The sequence below is a fragment of the Rhodopirellula islandica genome (genome assembly GCF_001027925.1).
Lineage (GTDB): Bacteria > Planctomycetota > Planctomycetia > Pirellulales > Pirellulaceae > Rhodopirellula > Rhodopirellula islandica.
Genome location: NZ_LECT01000023.1, coordinates 1 through 16,544, shown reverse-complemented (window position 1 = coordinate 16,544; position 16,544 = coordinate 1). Strand labels below are relative to the sequence as shown.

Below are 16,544 nucleotides of genomic sequence, written 5' to 3'. Positions count from 1 at the left end.
TTTGCCGCGACGGAAGATGACCGGCGAGGTCAATACGCGGATTGAGATAAGCACTGTCAAAAACCACGCCGATGGCGAGTTTTCAGGAAAGCGGAATCACGCGGACCAATGGCGCAAGCTACCACGGACTGCGTTGAACGCAAACACGAACGGTTGGCACGTGGACGAAAGCCTGCGTTCAAGCAGAACTCACACCGGTCTGCACATTGTCGGGACTGAGCCGCTGGTCCATGGGATTTGTGTCGTTTGCCCAGACTCCCACCTCTTTGCACCCCACCTCGCCTCGAATCGTCGCGAAGGCGACGTCGGCCGCATCACGTCCGGTTCCGATTCGCACCAAGCCACCAACCGGCGCCAAACGAGTGGCGTCAAACAGGAACCATCGCCCGTCGAGGTAGGCTTCCATGAACCCGTGAAAGTCTGGCGGGTACAGATTGACGGCGTATCCTGACACATAGCGGGCCGGGATTCCCAACGCTCGGCAGAGACTGATCGCGACATGGGCGTAGTCACGGCACACGCCTGCTCGCTGGAGCAGGACATCGCAAGCCGTGGTGGACGAATTTGTGCTGCCGGGCACATAGGCCAGATGCTCGAAGGTCCAGTTGCAGACCGCGGTGACACGTGAATACCCCGGGACCAAATGCCCGAACTCGCCATTGGCAAATCGATAAAGTTTGTCGGACTCACAATAGCGACTCGGATTGAGATACGAGAGGATGTCGCCAGGCAGGTGCTCGTAGCTCGATTCAAGCACATCGTTCGAGTCAACCGTCTCAGAATTGAGATCCACGCTGGCCGAATACCGAATTTGCAACTCCCCGGGTGGTGCGTTCAGGCGAACGACGCGGTTGCCCAGCGGCCCCACTTCACATTCTTCCACCGGCTGAAAAGGCAGGATTTCCAACGATTCGGCTCGGACCCGTTGATGCGAGTTTTGTGAAACGGCGCAGTTCAGCAGGAAAATCGAAGGCGAATGCACGACGTAATTCAGTTGGCATCCGACGTGGATGGTGGTCATGGAAATTCTTGGCGAAGTGGATGGCGTGCGTGTCTCGCCCCGCATCGTACGGTTGAAACGACTCAAACGAAGGAAAATTCTAGTTCGGATCCGTTGCAATCTCCGAACAATCCCATTCGGCGGTTTTGAAAAGTTCCCCACCAAGTCCGACGTTGGATTGTTCGACCGCCAGGTGGATCACCGAAAGGCCTGCTGCCGCTCCAAAGCTGCACGACATCCTTCCGGATGGCGGTTTGGCATGAAGAATGGCCATTCATTGAAGACGCCAACAGCAAGGCGGGCACTCTCCAGGACGGAGCATTCATCGCGGATCCCGAACTCGAAGGCCTGCGTGTGTTCACTGGGGAGGTGAACCTCCAACCAGGACGTGGGCGTGCCGCTTTTTGAGTTTTTTTGCGGTTTCCGCACGGTGCACCTCCCTCCAAACGACGTTTTTGGAGAGGACGCGTGACGCCGTCTCCCATTCAAGGACAGACAGATGAAATTCGAAGTCAGCGACAAGGTCGTGTTGATCACCGGCGCCAATCGTGGGATTGGAAAAGCCATTTTAGAGGAAGCTCTGCAGCGTGGCGCATCCAAGGTCTACGCAGCGGTTCGGAACCTCGACTCAGCCGCACCGCTGGTCAAGCAACATGGTGACCGCGTGGTCCCCGTTCACTTGGACCTGGAAGATCCAGCCTCCATCAACTCAGCCGCTGAAACCGCCCAGGACGTGCAGGTCGTCGTTAACAATGCGGGCGTGCTGAAGGTCGAGAACGCACTCTCTGAAAACAGCATCGAGGCATTGCAGTTCGAGATGAACGTGAACGTCTATGGTCTGATGCGAGTGGCTCAAGCATTCGCACCGGTTTTGAAAGCCAACGGGGGCGGCGCACTGGTTCAGCTCAACAGCGTCGCGTCGGTGAAGACGTTTGCCGATCTCGCAACATACTGCGCGTCGAAATCCGCAAGCTACACAATCACCCAGGCCCTGCGTGATTCCCTTCGCGACCAGGGAACACAGGTGGTCAGTGTCCATCCAGGGCCAATCGAAACGGAGATGAGCCACGGAGCTGGCTTCGAGAACGCCGCTTCGCCAACGCTGGTCGCGACCGCCATTTTTGATGCCCTTTCCGAAGGACGCTTCCACGCTTGGCCCGATCCAATGGCACAGCAAATCGGTGAAGCCTACCAAAGCTTTGCCGAAAACGTGGTGGAAGCGGACATGCAAGAAGCTGCCTCCTGAACAATCCTGGACGCAAGCCCTGGTTCACCGTATCGAAGCGGTCTAAGCATGAGTCTCAATTCCCTCTCGCTGGAACGGCCGACGGAGGGCTTCGTGCAATGGTTCTCTGAGACGCATTCCCCGTCCATTGATCCAACAAACGCGGAATGACCTTGTCGGCGTCCACGCGTTGTTTTCAGTCTGAATTAGCCAACTCGCTCAGTTGGTCCCCAAGGCGTTCAAAATGCTTGGCAATGGGGTGATCAGAATCGGGCAACTCTCGTCATGGTTCGAGTGACAGGCAAAGAATCCCTTGGGGAATTTGGGGCCAAATGAATCGGTGACCACCTCGATCCCATCGGTTTCTTCAGCATTCTCAATCGAGAAACGATACGTGCTGCTGCCGCCAACCATCGGAAGAACGTGGAAGGTGTTGGAGCCTTGATCCGAGACGGTCAGGTACCGGATTTGATTGTCGTCGTAGCTCAATGCCACGCCTTCCAAATCACCTTGAATTCCGTTGTCGCCGATCTGCAAAATCAACGTGCCCTCAGGCTGTCCCGTGGGTTCCGCCTCAAATCGCCAGACGCCTTCGGTTTCGGTTGCGACGTAAACCAAGCCGAGTTGGTCATCGGCGACGGCGCCTTCCGACATTCCGACATCCAGGTGACGGACCTTTTTCCCAGTGTAAAACCCGTTCACGGTTTCGCTGAGTTCGATCTGTTCACAACCGTCTTCTTTGGACGTTGTGAAAAAGTACAGACCATCATCGACCGCTGAACGGTAGAGGCAACCACCGTAGTTGGGTCCCGTTGCGATCCCGCCTTGGTCGATTGCCACCAACTCTCGCGTTTCATGGTCGACGCGGAAGAGACGAAGTTTAAAACCGTCTTCGCGTTGATTGACGGCCACCAAGTCAATTTGCTCGCCTTGGAAAGGGACGTCGTAGCGCAAATCGACGTTTCCTGGTTTCGAAACTTCGATCGACTGAGTCAGTTTGCCGTCCAAGTCGTAGACAAACAAACGGTTGGCCGATTTGTCCGAGGCGATGATCACGCTGCGTTCCGGAGATTGCTTGTCTCTCCAAACACACAAGTCGTCCTGATCCTTCGCTTCTGGGTTGGTCAAGCGAAGACTCGAGGTAACGACCGGGACTTGATCCGCGTTGCGTTTGACTGGTTCCGCTTCCGCAACATCGGCTTCTGGACGCACTCGTTCGGGTGTGTCAGGAACGTTTTCGACCAACTGGTTTGGCTTGCCTCCGCGTTTCGTCAACGTGAAACCATCGTAAGGACGACCAACGGCGGTGCGAGCAACGTAGCGAAGCTCATCGCCATCCACGGTGATGATTTGATAGAGCTGCGTGTCTTCCGCGACTCGCTGCATGTAAGGTTCGCGTCCGAGTTCATACATTTTCGGACCGCTGACGGAAACCACATACACGGTTCCTGCAATCTCGCTTTGAGCACGAATGCCGGACGGCACGTTCTTCTCGCTGCCGTGAGCCATCAAACCCGTTCGAGCGTAGGTGTGGTCGTGGCCATTGAGAACCAAGTCAACTTTGTACTTGTCAAAGAGTGGCTGCCATAGGTCCCGCAGTTCACTGTTGTCACGGCCTCGTTTGGAGGAATAGATTGGGTGATGGAACGTGATTACGGTCCAGTTCTGCGGGTTGTCTTGCAACACCTTCTCCAACCAGACCGCTTGGCTTTCGACATCATTGTTGGAATCCAGGCCGATGAAACGCACCCCTTGGTAGTCCATCCAGTACACGGATTCGCGAGAGCTTTCCGGACCGTTGCTCGGGAACTCAAACACTCGCTCCCAGTGGTTGGTCAGACGTCGAGTCACCTCGCCTGTTTCTTCATTGGCGATCTTGGACTGCTCGTGGTTGCCAGGAACAGCCACACACGGTGTGCTGCGGGGGATGAACCCCTGAGCGTAGAACCATTCGCCCCATTCAGCGTCGCTGTCAGCTCGGTTGACCAAGTCACCTGCATGCAAAAGAAAAGCAGCACGCGGTGCATCCGAGTAGGCCTGACGAACCAGTCGTGACCAGTGCGCTTTCAGATCGTTTTGTGCGTCGCCGACATAGACGAAGCTGAACGGATCGGCTTGGTCACTGGCGGTGATGAAGTGAGCCCATTCGCTCCAGTTGACACCATCGCCAACGCGGTACACGTACTTCGTGTTGGGGACCAAACCACTCAGCGTGACACTGTGATATTTCGCGAGGCCCAAGTCCGTTTCCAGAGTTTCGGACTTCGCAGCCTTTTCTTGCGTGTGATTCACAAACAGCGGACCGTCTTCGGCTGTTGCGAATTCCACGATCGCCGTTTCAACAGATGTGTCGGTTCGCCAAGTAACCGACTGCGTCGTCGTGGGATCTTCCGCCCACGTCAGAACAATCCGGTCAGGAACGGCCGTGGGAGCGTACGTGATCCCAGCAGGCACCTTCACAGGAGTCTCATGAGTGTGATCCTCGTCATCGTGTGCCCAGGTGGACGGACCAACCAGGGTGCAAGCAGCGTTCAAGGTGAAAGCAAGGAACGCGATGCCGCATTTCTTCCAATAGGTCATTCTTTTTCCTTCGAAAACGTCACGGGGAATGGGAGGTGGGGCGATCATTCGTTTGCTCGAGAGCAAAAGGGGGGGGGGTCAAAGAACGAATTTCAATTTCCAGCGACGGAATCAGCACGCTGAGAGACTGCAATCGCAGCCGAACGATCAGTGGAACTTGCCCCTGCCTCCGGAACAGGTCGTTGTGGGATTCTCAATGCCATCATCTGGGGTGGCAGATCCAAACTCAGTTGGCTTTCCCACTGCTCCAGCGGGACCTTCCAGGCCAAATGGCGATAGGGTTCGTGAAGGTCAACGATCCAATCTGGATAGCGCAAGTCACGAGGCTGCTTTGTCAAATCAACAGCCGGATCGATGATCGGCTGTGGCTTTCGTCCATTGAGAGAAACCAAGGCCAGGGCGCGAAGCTCGACGTTGGGATGCCCTTTCGTTGCCAAGTCATCCGCGATGAACAAGCACAGCTGGTGAATCATTCGCGGGTCGCGTCCAACCACCGCGAGTTGTCGTTGGGTCAAATAGGGACGCAAGTCAATGACTCCCGACCGACCAGACTCTGGATCCGTCGCGTACACGCGAACGCCACTCACTTTCGCGCGAAGCAGCATGTGCCAGGAGAAGTGGTGCGAATACTCGGACCAGCTTGGGTTACCGGGAAGCACGAACACTCGCAACGGAACGATCGTTTGCACGCCAATCCAAAGCAGCACACATGAGACAACCAAACGCTGCGGAAGAGAGAAACGTGCCGCGGAAGGTGTCTCGGCAACCTCCGGACGATTGCCCCATCCGAAACGATGGAGGAACTGCCGGGGCCAACCCGGATCGAAGTAAACCGTCGTCGCCGCGATCATCAACCAAGGGAAAATGCCAATGTTCCACAAGTTGTGATTGCAGATGTGAAACGCACAGGTCAAAAAGAATCCAAACAACCGTGTCTTGCGGAACAGCAAGAGCGGAACAATCGCGAGGTCAAACAGAAGGCCGCCCCAACAGACAAGCTGCACCAGAACCTCTTGATCAAACGGGAACCTGGAAATCCACGGGTGATCGGTCATGTAAGAAAGCGTGGTTCGCATTGGTTGACCTCGCAACCAATCCGCATTGAGCTTCGCGATCCCGCCGAAAAAGTAGGGGACTCCGATTTGAAAACGCAACAACCACAGGCACCACGCCGGTGCGGTGTCACGGCGTTGACTTGGATTTCGCCACGCATCGACGGAGAACGCTCTTCCCGCCGGAAAGAACGGCATCATCCAACTAAGAAGAGTGCAGAGGTAGTAGTGGTTCAGGTAGTACGCTTTGTCGATCAAGAACCAGTACAACATCCCCACAGCGAAAAGGGTTGAGACCAAGCGATACCACAGTCCCATGGCAATGCAGATTGCGAGTCCCGCAAACGCGATGTACAGAAGCGACATCCCGTCGACAGCCACCCCGCCGATCGCAACGCTGAGGTCGATCGGTTTCACCCAATCAAAACCGTAGTAGGTGAAGTGGTAGGCAGGCAGCGTGTAGTTGTTGTAAGGGATGCCGTTGCGAACGCCGCTGATTGCCCACCAGCACATCACAACGCCAAAAGCGATGCGAAAAACGACCAGGAAGTCGATGGGGACAGTTTGCAACAGACGGTTGCTGATTCGGTTGAATGCCGAACCTGTTTCTTGTGTCATGAGGGATCAGTTGATATTTCTGAGAAAGACTTCGATGGGCACGCCCGCTGCTTTCACAACGGAACGCAGCCCATGCGGAATACCGGTTGATGCCAGCCGAAAGTCACTGCCATTCACCTCAAGCGATGAATGCGGGGGTTCCAAAGGCGACATCATTTCAATGACTATTCGTCATCATCGTCGTCGTCTTCATCCGCTTCGAGTTGTTCCGCTCGAGCGTCTTGTCGGGTCTTCTTTGGCAGTTCAATCTCAATTGTGTTTTCGGGACCACTGGTGACTTCCACCTCCATGACCATCCGGTCAGCGTTCATGGCACAGTCACAACCTGGACCGCTGCCCTTGCCAACTTTGACGATGTGGGTTCCAACGACTGCACCGTCACCCGTGCCATACGTTGAGACCGTGAATTGACCTTGCGAGTCAATCACCCCGAGCCCAATCTTGCCGACAACAGCTGAGTCTCCGACTTGTTTGGGTTGGAAGTAGACAACACCTCCACCCACAATCTCGCCATTGCATTTCACGACTCCATTCACGGGAGCAACAGCGAATTCATCGTCACTGCAACCGGTCACGAGTGCAGTCGCAAAGCAGAGAACGACAAACAACGTTCTTGGTGAATTCATTTTTGAATAGTCGGAAAGGTTCATTGGAATATCTGGACGGTTGGATAAAAAGTTCGGTCGAAAAATTCGTGTGGATTGGTCGTTCGACGACCAATGATGGAACTCCCTCCCCGCACGCGTGTCGGGGAGAGAGCTACCGAGATTTCATGAAGCGGAAAGGAGCCGCATCAGAGCTCTAAGCAGGTCGGCTGGAATGATCGGGCACAACCATGTGAGCCGTTTGGGCGTTAGCCCCGGTTGCGAGTGAAAACCGTGGCTAACGCCAACGGCTCACATACCCGATGACACCTGCGTATCTGCTTAGAACTCTCCGACGATTGCACCGTCGTTCATGCCAGCCAGAGCTTGGTAGGTTTCCATCGAGATGCTCTCCGTGATGAAACGCACCGAACCATCCGCGAAGTTGAACTGGGCACCGCCCTGGTGAAAGCTGAAGGCACAATCGTCGTCGATCGCGTTGTACATCTTCCCGACTGAGGCGAATGCATTGATTGGAGAAGAGGTGCGAGCGGTGAAGCGTGTTGATTCATCCGTTCGCGGCATCCCAATCCAAACCGGCCAGTCCTCCAGCGAACTGGGGCTTTCGCCAACCACGGCTGGCTTGCTGATACCGGACGCTCGCACATAGGTCGACTCGCCCACTGCGATGGTATTCGACAGTCCATCGATCACGTCCCGGAACAGACGCGGTTCGCCTTCGGCACGTTTGACAAACATGCCGTTGTCTCCCAAGTGATTGCCCGCACATCCTTTGTAGCTGGTCGTCGCCAATCCGGTCGTCTGATTGGCATTGAACATGGAATTCACGTCGAGTGCACCGACGCCAAAGTCTCCTGATCCGTAGATGCTCCACTTCAGAGGTGCGTTCTTTGGCATCGCGGAGGAAGGGCAAAGGTAGGTGCCGACCGGTGTCGTGGCTGCTGCCCAACGACGTTGAATTCGTTCTGTTGGCGATCCGCCGTCGATTTCTCGAATCAGGCTTTCCAGTGGACGTCCAGTGATTCCGTCGTCCATTTCCCAGTATCCCGAGGGATCGACTTGCTCGTACAACGCACTCTGCTCGATGTATGGAAGCAGGAAGCAAAGGAATCCGTAGCCGTCGTCGTCCTTCGTGCCGCCGTAGCCTGAATCATCCACATAGGTGAGGCCGGCTGGGGGCAGCATTTTGAAGGTGGATTCGTAGTTGTGCAAAGCCAACCCGATTTGTTTCAGGTTGTTTTGGCACTGCATGCGTCGGGCGGCTTCGCGTGCCGATTGCACGGCAGGCAGCAGCAATCCGACCAGAACGCCGATGATGGCGATCACCACCAGCAACTCAACCAGGGTAAACGCCATTCGTGTTGGCTGTTTCATCGTCTCATTTCCATCTTGGGAGGGTATTTTGGCAGGCATCCGCCGAGCCATTTTTCAGAACTGCGAAAGAAAGAGTCATTCCAAACCAAGCGGTCCGATTTGGATTCGCGAGAAACAAGGCATGATCAATTTCATTCGCACGTTCCCGTTCGGGACACACCGTGAACAAAAAACAACTTCCTTGTCTCTTGCGGCGGGAGTGTGGCAAAGCAATGTGAAATTGAGGGAGCGTCTCAGGCGAACATTCGATGAAGAAGAGTCGCTTTTCGCTCGCTTGCACCAACCATCCAGCACGTCCCACATGCGAAATCGCTAACGCACAGAAGCTGGGGGATTTGCGAGGCGTGATGACGTGTTGAGTTGGGGATCGACGCGAAGTTGTGGACTTGCGTGATCATGGAGACCCGACGCGTGAGTTTTGAAGTTGCGCTTTTGCAGTCGGGGGCTGGCGTTTCACCCGATGACTTCTGCTCGCTTGCACCGACTGGTGGCAACTTTGAAACAGGTTTCCGTGGATGGCAGTTTGCGAAGCGATCCTTGTGTAGAATGCCTGCCGCCGCGACTTTTGCGGTCCCGCCACGTCGAATCACCTTCCGACAAACAAGAGAAACTCAAGAATGACAACCATGAGAAAGCACGTTGCCGTCGCCATCCTGGCTGGACTTTGGACATCGATCGCCCTGACAGCCTCAGCGGCAGACGTTGAGGAGGGTTTTGTTTCCCTGTTCAACGGCAAAGACCTGAGTGGCTGGGTGAAACGCGGCGGTTCCGCGAAATACCACGTCGAAGACGGAGCGATCGTTGGCGAGTGCGTGCCCAACACCCCAGGCAACACGTTCATGTGTTCGGAGCAGGAATTTGGTGACTTTGTTTTGAAGCTGCAGTACAAGTTCCTGGAAGCGGGCAACTCGGGCGTTCAGTTTCGTTCGGCTGCTCGGCAGGAAGGCGATCGTGAACGAGTCTTTGGCTATCAATCCGAGATGCGACCGGGCGGCGACATGACCGGCCGGATCTACGACGAAGGCCGTCGCGGGCACAAACACGGCATCATTTGGTTGGATGCCTACACCCCGCAGGAACGACTTGACGCGGCCCAGGCCAGTTGCCGCGAAGGGGAATGGAATGACTTGGAAATCCAATGCGTCGGCCCGTCCATCAAGACTTGGTTGAACGGCAATTTGGTCGTTGATCTATTCGACAGTTTTTCCATGAAGGGTTTTTTGGGCCTGCAGATTCACGCTGGCAAATCCGGTTCCGTGGCTTGGAAGAACATTCGCATCCAGGATTTGGGCGAAAGCAAGTGGAAATCCTTCTTCGTTAAAGGCGACGACGGCTATCAACTCGAAGACGCCAAGTTTGTGCTCCCGGAAGAATGGTCGTTCACGGAAGAGGGCGTTCTGCACGGTGTGCACTCCAAAAACCAGGGAAAAGACGGTCTGGTCATTTCCAATGACAATTACGACAACTTCATCGCTCGCGTCACGTATCGGATGCAAGGCGGCAACAGTGCGTTGTACTTCCGTGCTGAGGAAACCAGCGCCCCGTGGGTGTTGCGTGGATTCCAAAACGAAATCGCGAACAACGGCAAGGACTCGGCACTCTGGCATACCGCTGGCATCATCGATGGAAAGAACATCCCCGGGCGTGGATGGATCGTCAACAACGATGAATTCATCGAGAAGGTTCGCAACAAGGACGGCCAGTGGAACACCACCTGCACGGCAGCCTACGGAGACCGACTGGTCCAAACGCTCAACGGATTTTGCACGTCGGACATCATCGATGAAGAGTGTGAAAAGACTGGCAAGCTCGGATTGCAAATGCACGGCGGCACGGACTGTGAAATGTTCTTCAAAGACTTTGAAGTCATGCCAATCACAGCCAAGATGCAGAAGCTGATCGAGCGAGAGTGAATCCCGGCACGGAATCGATGAAGAGGGCGCGAGCAGACCGGCTCGCCGCCTGCTTGCGCCCATCTCGATTTTCATTCCCACACGCCACTGACTGAAAGGGAACCCCGTCATCTCAACTGTCCCTAGCGGATTGCAATCCAAAATGCCAAGCCGATTTGCGATGCCAGGCTGCTTCGCCGTTCTCGCGTTGCTACTCGCCAATGTTGCCTGTGCGCAAGACGAACAAGTGTCCTCCAGCGAATCGGTCACGATCGCCTTGATTGGCGACTCGACCGTCGAAGATTACTCGGGGTGGGGTGTGCCTTTTCGTAAACGGTTCACGGACAACGTCCAGGTTCTGAACTTCGCGAAAGGCGGGGCCAGTTCGAAGAGCTGGCGCAATGGCAAGCGAATGCCGGCTGTTTTGGAGGCCAAGCCCGACTACGTGCTGATTCAGTTCGGGCACAACGATCAGCCCGGCAAAGGTCCGGAGCGAGAAACCGATCCCGAGACGACCTACAGCGAGAATCTGAAGCGTTACGCTGCCGAAGTGAAATCGGCGGGGGCTCAACCCATCCTGGTCAGTTCAGTGACGAGACGCCGGTTCGACCAGGACGGCAAGATTCGTACGACCCTGACCCCGTGGGCGGACGCGACCCAACAAGTTGCCGCGGAACTGAAGGTGCCGTTCATTGATCTGCATCGGCGGAGCATAGAACTGCATGACCGAATCGGTCCTGTTGCCAGCATGGAGTTCAACTTCAAAGCAGGCGACCTGACCCATTTCAACGAACAGGGTGGCGCCGTCATGGCTGATCTTGTCATCACCGAACTGCAAACTGCGGTGCCCAACCTGACACGCTTCCTGAAATAGCCGCCTCACTCTGCTGAAACTCCATGATTCACCTGATCGAAGCAGCGGAACGATTCCGCCAACTGAAGTTCCGACTGGTCCCTGCGTGTTTGGGGGTGGCCGTTTTCCTCAGCGGAACGCTGCAGGCACAAAGCCCGCCGGCCGAACCGCGTGAGACTCGCCCGTTGATGGCATACGTGGGCACCTTCAGTTCTCCGTTGGGCGATGTTCCGCCGACCCAAGTTGATTTGCCAGAGGGCAATGGACGTGGGATCCATCTCTTTGAGGTCGATCGAGCAAGCGGTGCGTTGGAAGCGGCCGGCACGTTCGATCTTGGATCGAGCCCCGATTGCTTGGTGATCAATGATGCTCGAGACCGTCTGTACTCAAGCAACGAGACGGATCGATTTGGCGAGTCGCAACAAGGCTCGGTCAGTGCCTTCGCAATCGATCCGGTCGACGGGCAACTGAGGTTGCTGAACACCGTCTCGTCCGAAGGGGACGGCCCCACGTATGTCAGCATTCATCCTTCGGGGAAGTTTCTGTTGGTTGCCAACTACTTCAGCGGTTCAATTGCCGTGCTTCCGATTCTGCCGGACGGACGTCTGGGCAACGCCACGGATATTCAACAGGACACTGGGGAAATTGGCCCGACGAAGGCGACTCACGCGCCGCCGGGCAGCTTTGCAATCAGTGGCCACGACGGTTCTCACGCGCACATGATCCAGTCCGATCCTTCGGGGCGTTTTGTGTTGCATGTGAACTTGGGGCAGGACAAGATTTTCAGTTGGAAGTTCGACACTTCCTCTGGAAAACTGACGCCCTGTGAACCGGCCAGCGTCTCACTGCCTCCGGGAGATGGGCCGCGACACTTTAATTTCCATCCCAATGGACGTTGGCTGTATTCGATCCAAGAGGAAGGCTCGACCGTCGTGTTGTTTGAGTACGATTCGGAGACGGGGCAGTTGAATTCGCGTCAAACCGTTTCGTCTCTCCCGGATGGCTTTGCCGGCAGCAACTTCTGTTCGGAGATCTTGGTTTCCCAGGACGGCAGGTTCGTTTACGCCGGCAATCGATTGCACGACAGCGTGGGCATCTTTGCGATTGAAGCTGACGGCACTCTGCGTCAGGTGGGCAACGAATGGACTCGCGGGAATTATCCACGCAGCTTCAACTTCGATCCGAGTGGACGCTTTCTGTACGTTTGCAATCAACGGGCAGACAATGTCACCGCGTTTCACGTCGACCGTGAATCAGGTTTGCTTGAATTCACCGGGCACTACACGCCGGTCGGCAACCCATCCAGCATCACGTTTGTCGACCTCGCTGCGTCGGACGACGCGGTTCAAACCCTGCGGCGTGTTGGGGCACCGGAGGCACACCAAGCCGTTGCGGTGGATGCATCCTCTTTTTTCGCGATCTCGAATCGAACGATCGCCCAATATGACAAGCAAACCGCCAAGCGACTCGCGGTTTGGAAAGCACCTCCCAACTCGGGCATCCAACATCTCAACAGTGGAGTCGTCATTGAGGGGCGTTTGCATTGTGCGAACTCCAATTGGCCCGCGAAGCCGCTCAAGAACACCATTGAAATTTTTCAGGCCAGCAACTTAGAGCACTTGGAATCGAAACCATTCTCCGAAGCAGAGGGAGCCATCAACTGGATTGATCGCCATCAAGGAGCGTGGTGGATCGGGTTTGCGTTCTATGGTGAAGCGGAGGTTCGGAACACAAAACTCGTTCGTTACGATGACGATTGGAATGAGACCGGCGAGTGGACGTTCCCTGAATCGGTGATTCAGCGGTTTTTACCCAACAGCAATTCTGGTGGTGCGTTTGGTCCAAACGGTCAGTTGTATGTGACAGGACATGACCTCGCGGAACTGTATGTCCTCGAAGTGCCTGCCGACAGCGATGAGCTCCAGCATGTCTCCACCGTTTCAGCGCCGATCGCTGGGCAGGGAATTGCCTGGGATCACGATCAACGCGGCACTCTGCTGGGAATCGTGCGAGCCAGCCATGAAGTCGTCTTCCTGCGATTCAGTCCACCGAAATGAACGGCAGGACGCTCGCAGCCCCGTTTGAATCTCCGGCATTGGCTGGATGGCACCAGAACCAGGCCGTCAGGTTCGATGCCATGTGTTCTTTCGCCAGAAGTCAACGTTTTTTCTTGCACGTCTGTCGATGCGTCCGCTTCGTGACTGCGAGCAGCCAGATTAGGCCCCAGACGTTGGTCTCACTGCAAAACGAGCAGTTCATTCATCCTCGCTAGAGTGCCTTCTCGGCAACGCTTTGTGAGAAATTCCAATGAATTGACGAAACCATGCCCAGTTTATGCACGACAGCAAGGCAACTTCTGATACATTGCGGGCGGCAGTGGACAAGCTAAGACAACTTCGTCTCCGGCATCGGCTGCCAAGAACTCTTTTGAATTGAATGAACAATGGCTGAAGGTACGATTAAACGGCTCACCGACAAAGGCTTCGGATTTATTGACGTTGGAAGCTCGAAGGACCTGTTTTTTCACTCGTCGAGTGTTGAAGGCGGAAACTTTGATGATCTCCGCGAAGGACAACAAGTTACGTTCAACGAAGCACGCGGCGAAAAAGGCCCCTGTGCAGAGAACGTTCAAGTCCTCGACAACTGAGCTTTCGGCTCAGAACCCTGTTCTTTCGCGGACGTGAACAACGTCCGGTGTTGAAGACAGGATGAAATGCAAATTGCAATGAACGGCATCCGGTTTCAAAAGCCGGCTTGCCGATCCGCGTTGTCGGAATGGTCGCCCGGTTATTGACTAAAAACGTCAGATCGGGCACGAGCCATCTCTCTTCGACAACCTGCCCAGAAACCTCCTCTTGGATGTTTCCTTCACCTTCGTGAAGTGCTGGCGACCCAACCCCTTTCCGTTGGCCCCCATTGATGCTGTCCTTGAAGGACATCGGTCATACTCGCGTGACCGTTCTTTGGATCGCTTGTGGGAAACCCTCGGCGTCGATTCGGGAACTCCTCCCACCGCGCTGTCCTGCCTTGCCGCTTCATTCCCATCCATCTGCCTTCGAGCTGACGTATGCCCGACAATCTTTCTGAGAAGTTCGCCGACTCGCCATCGAAATCAACGGCCGAGATCACTGTTCGCGTCGTGGTGTTGGGCTTGATCCTGTCCGTTGTGATGGGCGCCGCCAATGTTTATGTGGGTCTGAAAGCGGGGATGACAGTTTCGGCATCGATCCCCGCCGCAGTCATGGCGATGCTCTTGTTTCGATTGTTCTTCAAGAACTCGACGACCCTGGAAGCGAACCAGGTCCAAACCTGTGCTTCGGCTGGCGAGTCATTGGCGGCTGGGATCATTTTTACGATGCCGGCCATGATTCTGATTGGGTACTGGACGGAATTTGACTACTGGACCGTGACGCTGGTGGCCTTCACCGGTGGTCTGTTGGGAATCCTGTTTATGATTCCGATGCGGAAAGTATTCGTGGTCGACAACGAGGAATTGAAGTATCCCGAGGGGGTGGCCTGTGCCGCGGTGCTCCGGGCTGGAGAAGCTGGCGAAGAAGACGAGGCTGGAAAAAGGCTGCTCATCGGTGGCGTGCTGGGTGGATTGGTAAAGGTCTTCGGAGGTTTTCTGGGACTCATTCACGGCAGTCTGGAAACGGCAGGCATCGCGGGGTCCAGAATCTTCTATTTCGGCGGCGACCTTTCCCCCATGCTGATCGCCGTTGGATTCATCGTTCGACTGAACGTCGCCATTTTGATTTTCATCGGTGGCGCGATGGCTTGGCTGATCGGCATTCCGCTGTTGGGCGGTGGGTTGATTGGCGACGGCGTCGACGGAGCAGTCGATCAAGCGTACGGCATCTGGAGTGGTCAGGTGCGTTATGTGGGCGTGGGGGCCATGGTCGTCGGTGGTTTCAGTGCGCTGATCGCAGTGCGGCACGGATTGGTGGCGGCCATTGCACACCTGTGGAACGGCATGACTGCTGAACGAGATCTGACGCAAGCGGACACGGAACGCGACATTCCATCCTGGGCGATTTTGACGCTGGGGATGCTATGTGTCGGGTTGCTGGCAATGATGAATTATTGGTTCACCAACAACGTGGCGATCACGGTGCTGTCCACGATTGTGATGCTCGTCATGGGGTTCTTCTTCACGGCGGTTGCCAATTTCATCGTTGGTTTGGTTGGCAATTCCAACAGCCCTGTTTCGGGAATGACCATCACGGCGGTGCTCGTCGCGGGTGGACTGTTGTACTTAGCCAATTACACGGGCATGGATGGCATGGTCGCGACACTTGGCATTGCGGCGATCGTATGTTGTGTCGCCTGCACCAGCGGCGATGTGTGCAATGACCTCAAAACAGGTTCACTGGTGGGTGCCTCTCCTTTTCGACAACAGATGATGCAGATCGCCGGGGTGACCGTGGCGGCATTCGTCATGGCACCCGTGTTGACCTTGCTTCACGAACACGGGGGCGGAATCGGAAGCAAGGAACTCTCGGCACCTCAAGCTGGCTTGTTCGCAAGTCTCGCCAAAGGCTTTGCTGGCGAAGGAGAACTGCCGTGGAAGCTGATCGGAATCGGTGCCGGATTGGGAGTCGCAATCCTTTTGATTGATGAAGCCTTGAAACGCAGTGGAGCAAAATTCCGAGCTCACTTGATGCCCATCGCGGTCGGCATGTATTTGCCCTTCGGATTGGCGACGCCGATTTTGATCGGCGGCTTGATCGCCCACTTCTACTCCAAAGACAAGCCGGTCCAAGAGCACGACACAGTGCTGCATCGCGGAGTCTTGTTTTCGTCGGGAGTCATCGCGGGCGAGGCGCTCACGGCGGTCGGAATCGCGGGGTTGGCCGCGTTCGGAATCCAATCGCTGCAACTCGGACTATCACCTGGATTGGTGACGGGGCTCTCTTGCCTGGCCGCGGCATTGATCGTGATTGTCTTTGTTGTCATGGCGAAACCGCTTCCGCAAAACAAGCGATAGCGATTGTGGGAAACTCCCCGTTCGACGGACTTCCACCTGTCGCACCTCTCCCGAAACGAAGTTAGGGGAGAGCGATATACTAGGTCGAGCGACGCCGTTCAGGCGTACGCGAGGGTCAGGGCCGAGCATGGGGAGCGGCGAGTATGGCCCTCCCCCGGAAATCTCGCTGAACGTTCGCTTTCCGCCCCCTCCCAACTTCGAGGTCGTGCAGTTTTTTGGTGCTGGGTTTTGACGGGTTTCTGCAGCAACCACCAATCACAACCCGGCGCGTGAGCGAGGGACGCCCCCAACTCCCACGACGGCCCCATCCGGGGCGACCGTTTGTTTTCCGGCATCGGTCTCTCGGGGCTTCCGCCCC

At 55.7% G+C, this 16,544-nt stretch carries 11 protein-coding genes; 6 read left to right on the top strand and 5 right to left on the bottom strand.

Features of this window, described 5'->3' with window-relative positions:
• Positions 1-178: 178 nt before the first annotated feature.
• The gene (locus tag RISK_RS11340) at positions 179-1,021 is read right to left on the bottom strand and encodes a transglutaminase-like domain-containing protein (RefSeq protein ID WP_047814421.1); all 843 of its coding nucleotides are present in this window, start codon (positions 1,019-1,021) and stop codon (positions 179-181) included.
• 478 nt (positions 1,022-1,499) lie between these two features.
• Here RISK_RS11340 and RISK_RS11335 point away from each other — a divergent pair, with 478 nt between their 5' ends.
• Entirely contained in the window at positions 1,500-2,246 is a 747-nt protein-coding gene (locus RISK_RS11335) for an SDR family oxidoreductase (protein WP_047814420.1), read from the top strand.
• Between the two features lie 198 nt (positions 2,247-2,444).
• On the opposite strand, the gene RISK_RS28085 is transcribed toward RISK_RS11335, so the two are convergent.
• From RISK_RS28085 to RISK_RS11315, 4 genes are all read right to left on the bottom strand, one after another.
• A complete protein-coding gene (locus tag RISK_RS28085; protein ID WP_160311433.1) occupies positions 2,445-4,805 on the bottom strand; it encodes a phytase in 2,361 nt (786 codons plus the stop codon).
• A 92-nt stretch (positions 4,806-4,897) separates the two neighbouring features.
• A complete protein-coding gene (locus RISK_RS11325; protein ID WP_053061154.1) occupies positions 4,898-6,475 on the bottom strand; it encodes an HTTM domain-containing protein in 1,578 nt (525 codons plus the stop codon).
• Between the two features lie 164 nt (positions 6,476-6,639).
• Positions 6,640-7,101, bottom strand: coding sequence for a hypothetical protein (locus RISK_RS28080; protein ID WP_150122558.1), 462 nt, complete (start codon positions 7,099-7,101; stop codon positions 6,640-6,642).
• A gap of 300 nt (positions 7,102-7,401) precedes the next feature.
• Positions 7,402-8,454, bottom strand: a complete 1,053-nt coding sequence (locus tag RISK_RS11315) for a DUF1559 domain-containing protein (RefSeq protein WP_047814517.1) — start codon at positions 8,452-8,454, stop codon at positions 7,402-7,404.
• 626 nt (positions 8,455-9,080) lie between these two features.
• Here RISK_RS11315 and RISK_RS11300 point away from each other — a divergent pair.
• From RISK_RS11300 to RISK_RS11275, 5 genes are all read left to right on the top strand, one after another.
• Positions 9,081-10,367: a 3-keto-disaccharide hydrolase gene (locus tag RISK_RS11300; protein WP_047814516.1), complete on the top strand. Its 1,287-nt coding sequence runs from the start codon at positions 9,081-9,083 to the stop codon at positions 10,365-10,367.
• A gap of 142 nt (positions 10,368-10,509) precedes the next feature.
• A complete protein-coding gene (locus RISK_RS11295; RefSeq protein WP_236696219.1) occupies positions 10,510-11,220 on the top strand; it encodes a rhamnogalacturonan acetylesterase in 711 nt (236 codons plus the stop codon).
• A gap of 23 nt (positions 11,221-11,243) precedes the next feature.
• Entirely contained in the window at positions 11,244-13,256 is a 2,013-nt protein-coding gene (locus tag RISK_RS11290; protein ID WP_047814416.1) for a lactonase family protein, read from the top strand.
• A gap of 386 nt (positions 13,257-13,642) precedes the next feature.
• Complete coding sequence (locus RISK_RS11280) at positions 13,643-13,846, top strand: cold-shock protein (RefSeq protein WP_047814414.1); 204 nt, start codon at positions 13,643-13,645, stop codon at positions 13,844-13,846.
• 420 nt (positions 13,847-14,266) lie between these two features.
• Positions 14,267-16,186, top strand: coding sequence for an OPT family oligopeptide transporter (locus RISK_RS11275; RefSeq protein ID WP_047814413.1), 1,920 nt, complete (start codon positions 14,267-14,269; stop codon positions 16,184-16,186).
• The last annotated feature ends 358 nt before the right edge of the window (positions 16,187-16,544 follow it).